Genomic DNA, 16,054 nt, shown 5'->3' with positions numbered 1-16,054 from the left:
GGACCTCAGACGTTCCGGCTGGAAGGGGCGGACTGCTCCGACGGGGCGTCACGGAACAGGTTGATGGCGTCGATGTGCCGCTCGCGCAGTTCCTGGTCGCGCACCCCCAGCCCCTCGCGGGGCGCCAGCGCGAGGACGCCGACCTTGCCCTGGTGGAGGTTGCGGTGCACGTCGTACGCGGCCTGACCGGTCTGTTCCAGGGAGTAGACCTTGGAGAGCGTGGGGTGGATCCTGCCCTTGGCCACCAGCCGGTTGGCCTCCCAGGCCTCGCGGTAGTTGGCGAAGTGCGAGCCCACGATCCGCTTCAGCGACATCCACAGGTAGCGGTTGTCGTACTCGTGGTTGTAGCCCGAGGTCGAGGCGCAGGTGACGATCGTGCCGCCCTTGCGGGTGACGTAGACCGAGGCGCCGAACGTCTCGCGGCCCGGGTGCTCGAAGACGATGTCCACGTCCTCGCCGCCGGTCAGCTCCCGGATGCGCTTGCCGAAGCGCTTCCACTCGCGCGGATCCTGGTGGTGCTCGTCCTTCCAGAACCGGTAGCCCTCGGCATTGCGGTCGATGATCGCCTCGGCGCCCATCCTCCGGCAGATCTCCGCCTTCTGGTCGCTGGAGACCACGCAGATCGGGTTGGCGCCGCCGGCCAGCGCGAACTGTGTCGCGTAGGAGCCGAGGCCGCCGCTGGCGCCCCAGATCAGCACGTTGTCGCCCTGCTTCATGTCCGCGCCGTTGCGGGACACCAGCTGGCGGTACGCGGTGGAGTTGACCAGGCCCGGTGCGGCGGCCTCCTCCCAGCTGAGGTGGTCCGGCTTGGGCATCAGCTGGTTGGACTTGACGAGGGCGATCTCCGCGAGCCCGCCGAAGTTGGTCTCGAAGCCCCAGATGCGCTGCTCGGGGTCGAGCATCGTGTCGTTGTGGCCGTCCGAGGACTCCAGTTCGACCGACAGGCAGTGCGCGACGACCTCGTCGCCCGGCTTCCAGGCGTTGACGCCGGGGCCGGTGCGCAGGACGACGCCCGCGAGGTCGGAGCCGATGACGTGGTACGGGAGGTCATGGCGCCTGGTGAGCTCGCTGAGCCTGCCGTACCGCTCCAGGAAGCCGAAGGTGGACATCGGCTCGAAGATGGAGGTCCAGACGGAGTTGTAGTTCACCGAGCTGGCCATGACGGCGACCAGTGCCTCGCCGGGGCCCAGTTCGGGCACCGGAACCTCGTCCAGGTGCAGTGACTTGCGGGGGTCCTTGTCGCGGGTTTCGAGCCCGGCGAACATCTCCGTCTCGTCCTTGTGCACGGTCACCGCGCGGTACGACTCGGGGACGGACAGGGCCGCGAAGTCCGCGGCGGTGCTGTCCTGCGATTGGATCGCGTCCAGGATTTCCTTCACGGTGTTGCCTCCGGCGAAGCTGGCGTCGAGGGAACGCTTGAGAGGTCCCTGCGGGCAGGGGGAGTGGTGTGGAGGTGCTGCCGTCGGTTCGGCGGGTGGGGCTTCGGCCTGCTCTGTGGAGCAGAAGGGTGCCTGTGACGCAGGCGTCCGGGCGCGCGGACACGTGGTTCGCGGGGACAGCCGGCGTACCTGAGGTCCCAGCACGCCGGCCGCCCGGACTCCTTCAACGTATGGCACTCCGTGACACCTGACAAGGCACCGAGTGCCAACAATTTCTCTCACTTGTCATCCGGTGGGCACGCATGAGCAATACGATGGGTGTTACGGGTCGTTCTGTCCTGCTGTCGGCGCGCTACCGCGCGGGGCGGTACACGTACGGCGTCGTGGCACCCAGGGCCGTGAACCCCAGCCGGCGCAGGATCGGGGCGGACCGGTCGCTCGCGTCGACCTGGAGGTAGCGGCAGCCCCGCTCGGCGGCGATCCGCGTACGGAAGGCGACCAGCGCCCGGTAGATGCCCTTGCCCCGCCACGGGGTCACCGTCCCGCCGCCCCAGAGACCCGCGAACCCCGTGCCCGGGTACAGCTCCATCCGGGCCGAGCTGACCGGCTCGTCCCCCGCCATCGCCAGCACCCCCACAAAGCTGTCCGGGTCCCGCTCCAGCCGGGCCAGCACCTGACGGCGCAGCCGCGACGGGTCCGAACCGAACACCCGCTCATGGGCGGCGGCCATCAGCTCCGCACCGGCCGCGTCGGTCACCGTGCGGAGCCGGACCCCGGCGGGCAGTTCGACGGGGGGCAGTTCGACGGCGGTGGCCGCCGGGCCCACCGGGGCGATCATCAGGGTCTCCGGCGGCTCCGGCACGAAACCGGCCGCCCGCAGCCGCCGGGGCAGATCGGCGGGCCGGTCGTGCGCGTAGAGCTTCCACTCGAACTCGTCGTGGCCGAGCGCCGTGTAGTACGCCACCTGCGCGGCGATCGCCGCGTCCGCCGTCCCGGAGTCCAGCTCCGGGGCCGACCAGACGACGCCGTTCCAGTCGTCGGCGGTGCCCACCTGCCGGACGACCGGGCCGGCGCGTTCGACCCGTGCGCCGGGGCCGTCGGGGCGGGCGTTCTCCCGCATCCCGTGGTCGAAGAGAGCGAGCAGAGTGTGCTGATCCTGATTCATCCGCCCAGCCCAGCACCGGCGGTGGGCGGCGGCAACCAGGTATCGCGCGGGCCGGAGCACGGGGACGGCGGGCCCGCCCCGGCGAACGGGACGGACCGGCCCGGCTCAGCGCTCCTTGCTGAGGGCCTGCTGGATGGTGCGCATGACCTCGTCGAGGGGCGCGTCGGTCCGCGCCACCGCCACCAGCACCTCGCCGTCGGACGCCACCGTCGCGGAGGGCGCCGCCATCGGCTCCGTCCCGGCGATCCGCCCGGCGCCGATGCCCGTACCGAACGTCTCCCGGACGATCGAGAAGGCGTGGTCCAGCTGCGCCTCCACATCACCCTGGCCGCCCGCCCGCAGCCAGCGGCGCAGTACGTGGTTGTGCGCCGTGACCACGGCGGACGCGGCCACCTCGGCCAGCAGCGGGTCGTCATTGCCCACGTGGTGGTCGCGCTCGTCGAAGTGGCCCAGCAGATAGCGGGTGAACAGCCGCTCGTAGCGGGCCACCGAGGCGATCTCGGCCTCCCGCAGGGTGGGCACCTCACGGGTCAGTTTGTAACGGGCCACGGAGACGGCGGGCTTGGCCGCGTACATCTTCATGACTTCCTTGATGCCGCGGCACACGGTGTCGAGCGGGTGCTCGTGCGCGGGGGCGGCGTTGAGCACGGCCTCGGCCCTGACGAGGGTGTCGTCGTGGTCGGGGAAGATCGCCTCTTCCTTGGAGCGGAAGTGCCGGAAGAAGGTCCGCCGGGCGACACCCGCGGCGCCCGCGATCTCGTCGACGGTCGTCGCCTCGTAGCCCTTCGTGGCGAAGAGTTCCATCGCCGCGGCGGCCAGTTCTCGGCGCATCTTGAGCCGTTGGGCGGCGGCGCGCGTGCCGGCGGCACTTTCCGGGGCGTCGGGCGCGGCGGAGGCACGGGGTGACTTGGCGGGGTGGGACATGGTGTGAACGTACTGCATCCGTGCAGGAGGGCGCGCCTGCGGGGGCGGGCGGCCCGAGGGCCCGAGCAGCCCGCCCCAGCCGGCTCCCGGCTCAGCGACGGGCATACTCGCGGAAGCCGCGCCCCGTCTTGCGGCCCAGGCAGCCCGCGGCGACCAGATGCTCCAGCAGCGGTGCCGGAGCCAGGCCCGGGTCACGGAACTCGCTGTGGAGGACCTTCTCGATGGCGAGCGAGACATCGAGACCGACGACGTCCAGCAGTTCGAACGGACCCATCGGGTAGCCGCCGCCCAGCTTCATGGCGGCGTCGATGTCGTCGAGCGTCGCGTAGTGCTCCCCGACCATCTTGATCGCGTTGTTGAGGTAGGGGAAGAGCAGCGCGTTCACGATGAAACCCGCCCGGTCCCCGCAGTCCACCGGGTGCTTGCGCACCTTCGCGCACACCTCGCGGACCGTGGCGTGCACCTCGTCGGCGGTCAGCACCGTGCGGACCACCTCCACCAGCTTCATCGCGGGCGCCGGGTTGAAGAAGTGCATCCCGATGACGTCCTCGGGCCGCGCGGTGGCCCGCGCTATCGCGACGACGGGCAGCGACGAGGTGGTGGTGGCCAGGACCGCGCCCGGCCGGCACACCTTGTCCAGCACCGCGAACAGCTGCCGCTTGACCTCAAGGTCCTCGGCGACCGCCTCGACCGCGAGGTCCACCCCGGCCAACGCGTCCAGCGAGTCCGCCGCCGTGATCCGGGCCAGCGTCTCGTCGCGCGCCCCGGAGGTCAGCCGCCCCTTGGTCACCGAGCGCTCCAGCGAGGTGGCGATCCGGCCCTTCGCCGTGTCCGCCTTCTCCTGGCTGCGGGCGGCCAGCACCACGTCGTAGCCCGCCTTGGCGAAGACCTCGGCGATACCCGAGGCCATCGTTCCGGAGCCGGCGACCCCCACGGACCGCACCGTGCGCCCGGCGGCCGCTCCCGCGCCCTCCGGCGGCGTCTGCGCGTCGGGCACCACGGTCCCGCTGCCCGGGGCCTCGTACGTGTAGAAGCCGCGTCCCGCCTTGCGGCCGGTCAGGCCCGCCTGGCCGAGCTGCCCCAGCACGGGGGCCGGTGCGTGCAGCCGGTCGTGCGAAGCGGCGTACATCGCCTCCAGGACCGTACGGGCGGTGTCGATGCCGATCAGGTCGAGCAGGGCGAGCGGCCCCATCGGCAGCCCGCAGCCCAGCTTCATCGCGGCGTCGATGTCCTCGCGGGAGGCGTAGTTCGCCTCGTACATCGCGGCGGCCTGGTTGAGGTAGCCGAACAGCAGCCCGTCCGCGACGAAGCCCGGCCTGTCGCCGACCGCGACCGGTTCCTTGCCGAGTTCCCGGGCGAGCCGGGTGACGGACTCGACGGCGGGCGGCGCGGTCAGCACCGAGGACACCACCTCGACCAGCTTCATCGCGGGCGCCGGGTTGAAGAAGTGCAGCCCGAGCACGCGCTCGGGGTACCGCGACTCGGCGGCCAGCCGGGTCACCGACAGGGCGTTGGTGCCCGTGGCCAGAATCGCGGTGGGGGAGACGACCGCGTCGAGCTCGCGGAAGACCTGCTGCTTGATCTCGTACGACTCCGGCACGACCTCGATGACCAGTTCCGCCTCCGCGACGGCCCGGAGGTCGCGGAAGGTACGGAACCGGGCGAGGGCGTCGGTCCGCTCCTGCTCGGTGATCCGCCCGCGCCGCACGGCGCGGGCGGTGGAGGCTTCGAGGGAGGCGACGGCCCGGCGGGCCGCCGCGTCGCTGGTGTCGATACCGATGACCTCGCGGCCCGCGCGGGCCAGGACCTCGGCGATGCCGGTGCCCATGGTGCCGAGGCCGACGACGGCAATGGTGCTGAGCGGGGTGTCCATCACGGGACTCCAGGGTGAGTGACGACTGAGGGAGCACGGCGTGCCGGGAATCGGTCGACCGGCGCGGGGCGTGCGGAAGGCGCGTGCCGTGGTGCGCGGGGCCGGGGTGCTCGGAGCGCACCCGGGCCGGGAAGGGGCGACGGACTCTGTCCCGAGTCGCGTCTCGTGGAACTGCCGAACCGACGGGCAACTCCGGATGGCTGCGTCACCAGGCCATCGGAGCCTGCGGGGAGTGCGCCCCGCTCACATGAGGTTAACCGGCGAGTAATGAGCGCGCCAGCCCCGCGTCGGTATGCACTGGGTCACACCGCGCGCCCCGGGGTGTGCGCCCACGGGGTCCACACGGAACGTGCCCGCCGATACGCTGAGTGTCATGGATGAGGAGTTCCGGTCGCTCAGGGACCGGCTGCGGGACGAGGCGGGGCGGTCGGCGGCGTACGACCGGCTCGTCGACACCGACGACGACGAGGAGCTGGCCCGGGTCCTCGTCGAACCCGAACGTCCGCTGTGGGCACGTGAGATCGCCGCGTTCCGGCTCGGCTGCGGCGGCGACCGGCGGGCCTTCGAGGCGCTGGTCCTGCTGCTCAACCACCGCGACCCCGAGCGCTGTGTCTCCGCCGCCCACGCCCTGGAGCGGCTGGGCGATCCCCGCACGCCCCGGGCCGCCGCCGCGCTCGCCACCAACACCCTGCGCACGGCCTACGCCCTGCACCCCGTGCGGCTGCTCACCGCGCTGCGCGCACCCGAGTCCGTCCCGGCCCTGGTCGGGACGCTGGAGCGGCTGCTGGCTCCGCAGGAGCCGCACTGGCGGGTGGCGCTCGCCTGCGTGGAGGGGCTGGGCACGCTGGGCGACGGCCGCGCCCGCCCGGTCCTGCGGGCGGCGCTGCCGCACCCCCGCCTCGGCCCCGCCGCGGCCGAGGCCCTCAGCCGGCTCCCGGCCGGCTGAGTCCGCGTACGTACCGACCTCCCGGCCCGGGGCGTTTCGCCGCCCGCCGGTTCAGCTCCGGAAGCCCAGCAGCCTGTGGAGGCGGCTGCCCTTGCTGCCGTTCGCGCTCTGCGCGGCGGCCTTCTCGGCGGGCAGCGGCTTCGGTTCGGGCAGCGCGGAACAGACCGCGTCCACGCCGGCCCGGCCGCCCTCGCCGCGCGGGACGGCGCCCGTGGCGAGATAGTCCGCGAGATACGCGTCCAGGCAGTCGCTGCCGCTCAGGGTGATCCCGTGATTGCCCCCGCCCCGCTCCACGACCAGGCTGGAGCCCTTGAGCGCGCGGTGCATGGTGGCACCGCCCTCGTACGGGGTCGCCGCGTCCTCGGTCGCCTGGAAGAGCAGGGCCGGCGGGAGCCTGTCGTTGGACACCCGCACCGGATCGAGCGGCTTCACCGGCCAGGACGCGCACGGGGCGTTGTACCAGGTGTTGTTCCAGGTCATGAAGGGCGCCTTGGCGTGCGCCGCGCGGGAGTCCTCGCGCCAGGTGCTCCAGTCCCGCGGCCATGCGGCGTCGCGGCACTGGACGGCCGTGTAGACCGAGTAGCCGTTGTCGCCGGCCGCGTCGGTGGCGCCGAAGGTCTCGTAGGTCTCGACCAGCGCTTCCTGGTCCCCCTCGTTCACATACGCGGCGAACGCCTCGGCCAGATAGGGCCAGTAGCCGTTGTAGTACCCGCCGGGCAGGAAGGTGTCCTCCAGTTCGCCCGGTCCGACCCTGCCGCCCGCGGGGTTCTCCCCGACCGCCGCGCGCATCGCGTACCAGGCGGCCTCGACCCGCGCCGGGTCGGTGCCGAGCCCGTAGGCGGCGTCGTTCCTCGCTACCCAGGCGGCGAACGCCTTGTTGCGGGCGTCGAACGCGTAGTCCTGGGCGAGGTTGTCGTCGTACCAGACCCCGGCCGGGTCGACGACCGAGTCGAGCACCAGGCGCCGCACCCGCTCGGGGTACAGCTTCGCGTAGACGGCGCCGAGGTAGGTGCCGTACGAGTAGCCGAAGTAGTTGATCTGCCGTGAGCCCAGCGCCCGGCGGATCACGTCGAGGTCCTTGGCGGCGCTGACGGTGTCCATGTGGGGCAGCAGGTCGCCGTGCTTCTCCCCGCACGCCCCGGCGAACGCGGCGGCCCGGTCCCGCTTGGCCCGCTCGTCCCGGAAGGACGCCGGCACCGAGCCGGGGCGCACCGGATCGAAGTGGCCGGGTACGCAGTCCAGCGCCGGGGTGCTCTTCCCGACCCCGCGCGGATCGAACCCGATCACGTCGTAGCTCGCGGCGACCTTCTCCGGCAGCGCGGAGGCCACGAAACCGGCCATCGAGAGGCCGCTGCCGCCGGGGCCGCCGGGATTGACCAGCAGGGGGCCCTGCGAGGTCTTCGCGGTGTGCGGGATGCGGGACAGGGCGAGCGTGACCTGGCGGCCGGAGGGGCGGTCATGGTCCAGCGGGGCGCGGACCGTCGCGCACTGGAGCGCCGGGTAGTCCTCCGTCGCGCAGTCGGTCCAGGTGAGCTGCTGCGCGGGCGGCGCGTTCACGCCGGCGCCCGCCGGGTACGGCGCGGCGCTCACCGGGGCGGGCGCGGCGCTCACCAGACCGGCGACCGTCGCGCCGACGGCGACCAGAATTCCTGCACGATTCGTCATACGGCCTCCCAGGGTGGAGGGAACGCGGCTGTGGGTGGCACAGCCCCCGCCGCATGGTCCCCGCATTCAGAGGGAAGCGGACATGTTCCGCCAAGAGTTGACCCGATTGGTCATGAGAAACGATCACCTGCCGGTCCGCGGCAGCGCGGCCCCGGTCACAGCAGCGTCAGCTGGGTCGGGCCGGCCGGTCCCTCCCCGGCGGGCCCCGGCGTCCCGGACGCGGCGACGCGGCGCGCGGCGCCCCAGTCGGGCGGCCCGATGCCGAACTCGGTGGCCAGTTCGTGCACCTGGCGGGTGATCCGGCGCTGGTACCACGTCGGCGCGTACGACCCGTCCGCGTACATCCGCTCGTAGCGCGCCACCAGACGCGGGTGGTACCGGGCGAGCCACTGTGCGAACCACTCCCGGGCGCCGGGCCGCAGATGGAGCACGAGCGGGGTGACCGAGGTCGCCCCGGCGGCGGCGATCGCGCGGACCGTGTCGCGCAGCTGGTCGGGCCGGTCGCCGAGGAACGGGATCACGGGGGCCATCAGGACCGCGCAGCCGATGCCGTTGGCGGTGAGCGTGCGTACGACGTCGAGGCGCCGTTCGGGGGAGGGGGTGCCGGGCTCCACCGTGCGCCACAGCTCGCGGTCGGTGAAGCCGACGGAGACGGAGACCCCGATCTCGGTGACCTCGGCCGCCTGCCGCAGCAGTTCGAGATCCCGCAGGATCAGGGTGCCCTTGGTCAGGATCGAGAACGGGTTCGCGTGATCGCGCAGGGCCGCGATGATGCCGGGCATCAGCCGGTAGCGGCCCTCGGCCCGCTGGTAGCAGTCGACGTTCGTGCCCATCGCGATGTGGTCGCCGTGCCAGCGGTGGGACGCGAGTTGCCGCCGCACCAGCTCCGCCGCGTTGATCTTGACGACGATCTGGGAGTCGAAGCCCAGCCCGGTGTCGAGATCCAGGTAGCCGTGGGTCTTGCGGGCGAAGCAGTACACACAGGCATGGGTGCAGCCCCGGTAAGGGTTCACCGTCCATTCGAACGGCATCCGGGATGCCCCGGGCACCCGGTTCACGATCGAACGGGCCCGGATCTCATGGAAGGTGATCCCTCTGAATTCGGGGGTGTCGAACGTGCGCGTGGTCACCGCGTCCGCGGCGAAGAGCGCGCTGTTCCCGGTCATTGTGCCGTTCTCGACCAGATTGTCCCAGCGCATGGACGCCTCCTCGGTAGAGCTGGGCACAGAATAGAACACTTGTTCCCTTGATCGTGCGGGGCGGCACACGGACCCCCGATTTTGAGGGGCCGCACCCGAGGTGGTTGGCTCAGCTCACCCCCCGAACAACCGAGTGCTGGAGGAACAGCCATGGCGCAGGTCGAGGCCACGACAGAGCGGATCATCGCGGCGGACGCAGAGACGGTGTTCGATGCGCTGGCCGACTACCAGGAGGTCCGGGGCAAGGTGCTGACCGGCCACTTCAGCGAGTACGAGGTGCGCGAGGGCGGCGACGGCGAGGGCACCCTCGTCCACTGGAAGCTCCAGGCCACCAGCAAGCGGGTCCGCGACTGTCTGCTGGAGGTCTCCGAGCCGACCGACGGGCAGCTCATCGAGAAGGACCGAAACTCCTCCATGGTCACCACGTGGACCGTCACCCCGGCCGGTGAGGGCACGTCCCGGGCCGTCGTCTCGACCGTCTGGAACGGCGCGGGCGGCATCGGCGGATTCTTCGAGAAGACCTTCGCGCCCAAGGGCCTCGGCCGGATCTACGACGAACTGCTCCAGAACCTCGCCAACGAGGTCGAGAAGTAGGCATCGACGCGGCCCGGCCGGCACCACGTCCGGCCCGGCCGCACGCTCGACGGCCGGCCTCACCGGAACGGGTGGTCTTCCGGGATGGCCGGTCGCGCGCCGTAGTGGCTCCGACCGGCGCATAAGCCCTCCGTGCGCGCCGTAGCGCCCCTGCCCGCGTTTGCCCCGCCCCGCCGCGCGGTGCGACAAATGGGCGGCGCAGGTGCGACGAGGGGAGCGTTACGTGGTGGGCGGGGTCACGCTGACGAAGGACGGGCCGGGCGGCACGGCGGGGGACACCGGCACCGGGACCGTGCCACTGCCCGCGGCACCACCGCCCGTCCGCGGCCCGGCCGGTGCCGCCGGGGCCCCGGCCGGAGAGCTCGGCCCGCGCCGCATCCGGCTGATCTTCCTCGGGCTGATGCTCACCCTGCTGCTCGCGGCGCTCGACCAGATGATCGTCGCCACCGCCCTGCCGAGGATCGTCGGTGAGCTGCACGGCCTGGAGAAGATGTCGTGGGCGGTCACCGCCTATCTGCTCGCCTCCACCATCGGCCTCCCCATCTACGGAAAGCTCGGCGACCTCTTCGGCCGCAAGGGCGTCTTCCAGTTCGCCATCGTCGTCTTCGTCATCGGCTCCGCCCTGGCCGGCTGGTCCCGCACCATGGACGAGCTGATCGCCTTCCGCGCCGTCCAGGGCATCGGCGGCGGCGGACTCATGATCGGCGTCCAGGCGATCATCGCGGATGTCGTCCCGCCCCGGGAACGGGGCCGCTACATGGGCCTCATCGGCGCCGTCTTCGGCCTCGCCTCGGTCGCGGGCCCGCTGCTCGGCGGTTTCTTCACCGACCACGCCTCCTGGCGCTGGTGCTTCTACATCAATGTGCCGTTCGGTCTGGTCACCCTCGCCGTCATCGCCGTCGTGCTGAAGCTCCCCAAGCCCGCCGTCCGCCCCCGCCTCGATGTGCTCGGCGCACTGCTGCTCGCCGCCGCCTCCACCTGTCTGGTCCTGCTCACCAGCTGGGGCGGGACCGAGTACGCCTGGGGCTCGCGCACCATCCTGGGCCTCGCGGCGGGCGCGGTGGCATTGGCCCTGCTCTTCCTCGCCGTCGAGCACCGTGCCGCCGAACCCGTCATCCCGCTGCGGCTGTTCCGGGACTCGATCTTCAACATCACCGGCCTGGTGGGCGCCGTCGTCGGCGTCGCGCTCTTCGGGGCCGCCAGCTATCTGCCGACGTACCTCCAGATGGTCGACGGGGCCTCCGCCACCGAGTCCGGGCTGCTGATGCTGCCGATGATGGGCGGGATCGTCGCGGCGTCGATCGCTTCCGGGCACCTGATCTCCCGGACCGGCCGCTACCGGATCTACCCGCTCGCCGGCAGCGGTGTGTCCGCCGTCGGCATGTGGCTGCTCTCGCGGCTGGAGCCCGGCACCTCCCGGCTGGAGTGCGGCCTGGGACAGGCCGTCCTCGGCGTCGGGATCGGACTGGTCATGCCCGTCCTCGTGCTCGCCGTGCAGAACTCCGTACGGCCCGCCGACCTCGGCACCGCCACCAGTGCCAACAACTACTTCCGGCAGATCGGCGGCAGTGTCGGCGCCGCCGTCTTCGGGACCCTGTTCGCCGGGCGGCTCGCCGACGCCCTCGCCGTGCGCCTGCCGTCCGGCGCGGACCTGCCCGACCCCGAGTCCATCACCCCGCAGCTCGTCCACGCGATGGAGCCCGCGCTGCGCGACGCCTACATCCGGGCGTACGCCGACGCGATGCCGCGCGTCTTCCTCTACCTCGTGCCGGTGCTCGTGCTCGGCCTGTTCCTCGCCTTCTTCCTCAAGGAGAAACCGTTGGTGTCCCCTCACCGTCCCGAAGCGGCCGCCGAGCCCTCGCCGATCCCCGCCGCCCGTACCGACTCCGCCCCGCCGTCCGTCGGTTACCTGTCCGGCGTGCCCGTCTGCGGGAACGTCCAGCACCCCGACGGAACCAAGGTCCCCCGGGCCGCCCTCACCCTCATCGACGTCCAGGGGCAGCAGGTGGGACGCGGCGCGAGCGGCGACGACGGCCGGTACGCGCTGAGCGTCCCGGGCGCCGGCTCCTACGTGCTGATCGCCGCCGCGGGCGGTCACCAGCCGCAGGCCGTCAGTGTCACGGTGGGCGAACGGCCCGTCGAGCTCGATGTGGTGCTCGGCGGCGCCGGACGGCTCGCCGGTACGGTCGTCACGGCCGACGGGACCCCGGTGCGGGATGCCGCGGTGACCCTCACCGACGTACGCGGCGAAGTCGTGTCGACCACCCGCAGCGGCCGGGAGGGCGGCTATGTGATCACGGAGCTGGTGGCCGGTGAGTACACCCTCGCCGCCAGCGCCCCGGCCTTCCGGCCCGCCGCGCTGCCGGTCAGTGTGCAGGCCGCCAGGGAGACCCGTCAGGACATCGAACTGGCCGGTGGCGCGGTCCTGCGCGGGATCGTCCGGGCGAGCGGCGGCAGGCCGGTCGAGGACGCCCGGGTCACCCTCCTGGACGCGGCGGGCAATGTGGTGGACACCCTCACCACCGGGCCGGACGGCGCGTTCCGGTTCGTCGATCTGTCGTCCGGCGAGTACACCGTGATCGCCGCCGGCTATCCGCCGGTGGCGACCGTGCTCCAGGTCGCGGGCGGCGGGCGCACCGAGCGTGATCTCCAGCTCGGGCACGAGGACTGACTCCGGCGCCCGTCCCGGGAACCCGCCCCGGTCGCCCCGCCCGCGGTCCGATACGGTGCCGTGCGCGGGGCGCACACGGCGCGCAGGGAGCGCGTGAGTATCGAACGCGCGGTAAAGGAATGCGCCGGTTGCTTGTCGCTGCAACCGGGGCGCGATAAACCGTCCCTGACAACGAGTCATGACAGTTGTGCGGACGCCCTGGGGAGCAGGCCATGAGTGTGACGAGCCGGTACAAACGTGCCTGGGAAAGTTTCTGGAGCGAAGCCCCCGACGATCCCGGTGCCGTCTTCTGGGACGCCGAACCCGCTCTGACGTCGGGACTCCACCTCGCGCTCTTCGAGCCCCACCTGATGGCGGCGGACCTTCCCCTGGTGGACCTGGGCTGCGGAAACGGCACCCAGACGTTCTTCCTGGCCGAACGGCTGCCCGGGGTCACCGGAGTGGACCTCTCCGCGGCGGCGCTCGCCCACGCCCGGCGCCGCGACCCGCTCGGCGCGGTTCCCTTCCGTGAACTCGACGCGGCGGACCCGGAGGCCGTGCGCCGCCTCCACGGGGAACTGGGCGACACCCATGTCTATATGCGCAGCGTGCTCCATCAGTGCGACCCCGCCGACCGGCAGCCGCTGATCGACTCCATCGCGACCCTGGTGGGGGAGCGGGGCCGGGCCTTCGTCATCGAACTGGCCGAGGCCGCGGGTGCCGAACTGTCGGTGCTCGCACAGGGACCCGCCGGGCCGCCGCCGAAGCTCCGTCCGGTCCTCACGCACGGCATCGCCGCAGGCCGGGTCCGGGACGCGGCCGTGCCCCAGTACTTCCGCGAGGCGGGGCTCTCCGTCCTCGCCGAGGGCGAACTGCCCCTGCTGACCACGGAGTACGTGGCCGACGGCACCCGTATCGAGCTGCCCTCCAACTGGCTGGTCGTCGGCCGGAGGGCCTGACGTCCACACGCCCGGGAGCGGCCGGGATAATGCGCCGATGAGCAACAACCAAGTCGTTCTCGGCTGCGGACTTCCTCTTGAGCAGCGCGTCGGGCAGGCCGTCGAGGCATGGATCAGCGAGGGCCGCGACCACGGCCGGCTGCTGACCGGCAAGGCGTTCTTCGCGGTGTACTCGTGGTACTTCCGCCATCGGGCCGGCCTCGACTCCGCACAGGCGGAATTCATCACCGCCTCGTACAGGTTCAACGGAGGCAGCGAGGGCTGGAACGCCATGCTGCGGCTGCGGACCGAATGCGAGAGCTGCCGGGACACCTACCGGCTGGAGAACATCGGGCTGTGCACCGGATGCATGCGGTACACCTGCTATGCCTGCGGCGCCCACGGATCCTGTGCCGGTGAGATCGTCTGACCGGACCCACCGAGCCCCCGTCCGCCGGAGGGACCTTCAGCGGACTCGACCTGTGGAGGTGTGGAACCCCCTGGCCCGGGAGTACGCGGGCGCGTACGGTGTGGCGGCATGAAGATCCTCATCAGCGCCGACATGGAGGGCGCCACCGGAGTGACCTGGCCGGCCGATGTGCTGCCCGGGACCCCGCAGTGGGAGCGCTGCCGCTCGATGTTCACCTCCGACGTGAACGCCGCGGCCCTCGGTTTCTACGACGGCGGCGCCGACGACGTGCTGATCAACGAGGCTCACTGGACCATGCGCAACCTGCTGCTGGAGCGCCTCGACGACCGGGTCCAGATGCTCACCGGCAAGCACAAGTCCCTCTCCATGGTGGAGGGCATCCAGCACGGCGACGTCGACGCCATCGCCTTCGTCGGCTACCACACGGGGGCCGGCGCCGAGGGGGTGCTCGCCCACACCTACCTGGCCAACTCCATCACCGGGGTCTGGCTGAACGGGGTCCGCGCCAGTGAGGGCCTGCTCAACGCCCATGTCGCCGCCGAGTACGGCGTCCCGGTCGTCCTCGTCACCGGCGACGACCTCACCTGCGCGGACGCCGAGGGCTACGCGCCCGGGGCCCGCAAGGTCGCCGTCAAGGACTACGTCTCGCGGTACGCGGCGGTGTGCCGCACCCCGGCCCGTACCGCCGCCGACATCCGGGCCGCGGCCCGGGAGGCCACCGCGCTCGCCGTCCGGCACGAGCCGGTGACCGGTGGCTCCTTCACGGTGGAGCTGGAGTTCGACGCCGAGCATCTGGCGGCGGCGGCGACCGTCGTCCCCGGCGTGGCGCCGAGCGGCGAGAGGCGCGTCGCCTACACCAGCGCGACGATGTACGAAGGCATCCGCACGTTCAAGGCGGTGACCACCATCGTGTCGTCCGCCGTGGAGGAACAATATGGCTGAGACCCGCGACCTGCTCGGACCGGTGGACGACCGGGCACTCGACGAAGTGGTGACGTTCACCTCCGAACTCATCCGGATCGACACCACCAACCGCGGTGACGGCAGCTGCCGCGAGCGCCCGGCCGCCGAGTACGTCGCGGAGCGGCTGGCGGACACCGGCCTGGAGCCCGCCCTGCTGGAGCGCACCCCCGGACGCACCAACGTGGTCGCCCGGATCGAGGGAACCGACCCGTCCGCCGACGCCCTCCTCGTGCACGGACATCTGGACGTGGTGCCGGCCGAAGCGGCCGACTGGACCGTGGACCCCTTCTCCGGGGAGGTGCGCGACGGTGTCGTGTGGGGGCGCGGCGCGGTCGACATGAAGAACATGGACGCGATGGTGCTCGCCGTCGTCCGCGGCTGGGCGCGCGCCGGTGTCCGGCCCCGCCGCGACATCGTCATCGCGTACACCGCGGACGAGGAGGCCAGCGCCGACGACGGCTCCGGATTCCTCGCCGACCGGCACCCGGGGCTCTTCGAGGGCTGTACGGAGGGCATCAGCGAATCGGGCGCCTTCACCTTCCACGCCGGGGACGGTCTCTCGCTGTACCCGATCGCCGCGGGCGAACGCGGCACCGGCTGGCTGAAGCTGACCGCCGAGGGCCGGGCGGGCCACGGCTCCAAGGTCAACCGGGACAACGCCGTCACCACCCTCGCCGACGCCGTCGCCCGTATCGGCCGGCACGAGTGGCCGGTGCGGCTCACCCCGACCGTGCGCGCCGCCCTCACCGAGATCGCCGCACTCCACGGCATCGACGTGGATCTGGACGCCCCCGGCTTCGACGTGGACGAACTGCTGGCCAAGCTGGGCCCGGCCGCCGAACTCGTCGCGCCGACCGTCCGCAACAGCAGCAACCCGACGATGCTGGACGCCGGGTACAAGGTCAATGTGATCCCCGGCCGGGCCACCGCCCTCATCGACGGCCGCATCGTGCCGGGCTGCGAGGACGAGTTCCGCGAGACCATGGACCGGCTGACCGGGCCCGCCGTCCAGTGGGAGTTCCACCACCGGGAGGTCGCGCTCCAGGCCCCCGTCGACTCACCCACGTACGCCAAACTGCGCGCCGCGGTCGAGCACTTCGACCCGGACGGGCACGCCGTCCCGTACTGCATGTCGGGCGGGACGGACGCCAAGCAGTTCTCCCGCCTCGGCATCACGGGCTACGGCTTCTCACCGCTGAAGCTGCCCGTCGGCTTCGACTACCAGGCGCTGTTCCACGGCGTCGACGAGCGCGTGCCCGTGGACGCCCTGCACTTCGGCGTCCGCGTCCTCGACCACTATCTGCGCACCGCCTGACCCGACCGGGGGG

At 72.1% G+C, this 16,054-nt stretch carries 13 protein-coding genes; 7 read left to right on the top strand and 6 right to left on the bottom strand.

Annotated features, from left to right (window positions below):
- Positions 1-5: 5 nt before the first annotated feature.
- The 4 genes from ccrA to ABT170_RS15895 all read right to left on the bottom strand — a co-directional run bounded on the left by ccrA (position 6) and on the right by ABT170_RS15895 (position 5,341).
- Positions 6-1,379: a crotonyl-CoA carboxylase/reductase gene (ccrA, locus tag ABT170_RS15910; RefSeq protein ID WP_329946605.1), complete on the bottom strand. Its 1,374-nt coding sequence runs from the start codon at positions 1,377-1,379 to the stop codon at positions 6-8.
- A gap of 352 nt (positions 1,380-1,731) precedes the next feature.
- The gene (locus tag ABT170_RS15905; protein WP_351867771.1) at positions 1,732-2,544 is read right to left on the bottom strand and encodes a GNAT family N-acetyltransferase; all 813 of its coding nucleotides are present in this window, start codon (positions 2,542-2,544) and stop codon (positions 1,732-1,734) included.
- A 105-nt stretch (positions 2,545-2,649) separates the two neighbouring features.
- Positions 2,650-3,468 (bottom strand): TetR family transcriptional regulator, encoded by an 819-nt coding sequence (locus ABT170_RS15900; RefSeq protein WP_329946607.1) that lies wholly within the window; start codon positions 3,466-3,468, stop codon positions 2,650-2,652.
- A gap of 91 nt (positions 3,469-3,559) precedes the next feature.
- Positions 3,560-5,341, bottom strand: a complete 1,782-nt coding sequence (locus tag ABT170_RS15895) for a 3-hydroxyacyl-CoA dehydrogenase family protein (RefSeq protein ID WP_351867768.1) — start codon at positions 5,339-5,341, stop codon at positions 3,560-3,562.
- 373 nt (positions 5,342-5,714) lie between these two features.
- On the opposite strand from ABT170_RS15895, the gene ABT170_RS15890 reads away from it, so the two are divergent.
- Positions 5,715-6,287, top strand: coding sequence for an adenylosuccinate lyase (locus tag ABT170_RS15890; RefSeq protein ID WP_329946609.1), 573 nt, complete (start codon positions 5,715-5,717; stop codon positions 6,285-6,287).
- A gap of 51 nt (positions 6,288-6,338) precedes the next feature.
- Here the strand turns inward: ABT170_RS15890 and ABT170_RS15885 are convergent, their stop codons facing one another.
- Both ABT170_RS15885 and ABT170_RS15880 read right to left on the bottom strand, forming a co-directional pair.
- Complete coding sequence (locus tag ABT170_RS15885; RefSeq protein ID WP_351867765.1) at positions 6,339-7,952, bottom strand: alpha/beta hydrolase; 1,614 nt, start codon at positions 7,950-7,952, stop codon at positions 6,339-6,341.
- A 155-nt stretch (positions 7,953-8,107) separates the two neighbouring features.
- Entirely contained in the window at positions 8,108-9,151 is a 1,044-nt protein-coding gene (locus tag ABT170_RS15880; protein ID WP_329946611.1) for an Rv2578c family radical SAM protein, read from the bottom strand.
- Positions 9,152-9,301: 150 nt separating this feature from the next.
- Between ABT170_RS15880 and ABT170_RS15875 the strand changes: the two genes are divergently transcribed.
- The 6 genes from ABT170_RS15875 to ABT170_RS15850 all read left to right on the top strand — a co-directional run bounded on the left by ABT170_RS15875 (position 9,302) and on the right by ABT170_RS15850 (position 16,041).
- Positions 9,302-9,745: an SRPBCC family protein gene (locus tag ABT170_RS15875; protein ID WP_266925501.1), complete on the top strand. Its 444-nt coding sequence runs from the start codon at positions 9,302-9,304 to the stop codon at positions 9,743-9,745.
- A 223-nt stretch (positions 9,746-9,968) separates the two neighbouring features.
- Positions 9,969-12,416, top strand: coding sequence for an MFS transporter (locus tag ABT170_RS15870; protein ID WP_351867762.1), 2,448 nt, complete (start codon positions 9,969-9,971; stop codon positions 12,414-12,416).
- 212 nt (positions 12,417-12,628) lie between these two features.
- Positions 12,629-13,354 carry a class I SAM-dependent methyltransferase gene (locus ABT170_RS15865; protein WP_329946613.1) on the top strand — a complete coding sequence of 242 codons (726 nt, stop codon included), beginning with the start codon at positions 12,629-12,631 and terminating at the stop codon, positions 13,352-13,354.
- A 37-nt stretch (positions 13,355-13,391) separates the two neighbouring features.
- The gene (locus tag ABT170_RS15860; protein ID WP_351867757.1) at positions 13,392-13,763 is read left to right on the top strand and encodes a hypothetical protein; all 372 of its coding nucleotides are present in this window, start codon (positions 13,392-13,394) and stop codon (positions 13,761-13,763) included.
- A 108-nt stretch (positions 13,764-13,871) separates the two neighbouring features.
- Complete coding sequence (locus ABT170_RS15855; protein ID WP_329946615.1) at positions 13,872-14,705, top strand: M55 family metallopeptidase; 834 nt, start codon at positions 13,872-13,874, stop codon at positions 14,703-14,705.
- Positions 14,698-16,041, top strand: coding sequence for a M20/M25/M40 family metallo-hydrolase (locus ABT170_RS15850; protein ID WP_329946616.1), 1,344 nt, complete (start codon positions 14,698-14,700; stop codon positions 16,039-16,041). Before ABT170_RS15855 ends, ABT170_RS15850 begins: the two co-directional genes overlap by 8 nt.
- Positions 16,042-16,054: the final 13 nt, after the last annotated feature.

The sequence above is a fragment of the Streptomyces sp. NPDC001787 genome, from assembly GCF_040297465.1.
Lineage (GTDB): Bacteria > Actinomycetota > Actinomycetes > Streptomycetales > Streptomycetaceae > Streptomyces.
Note: the sequence above shows the minus strand (reverse complement) of the source record. Positions and strands in the feature narration are given on the sequence as shown.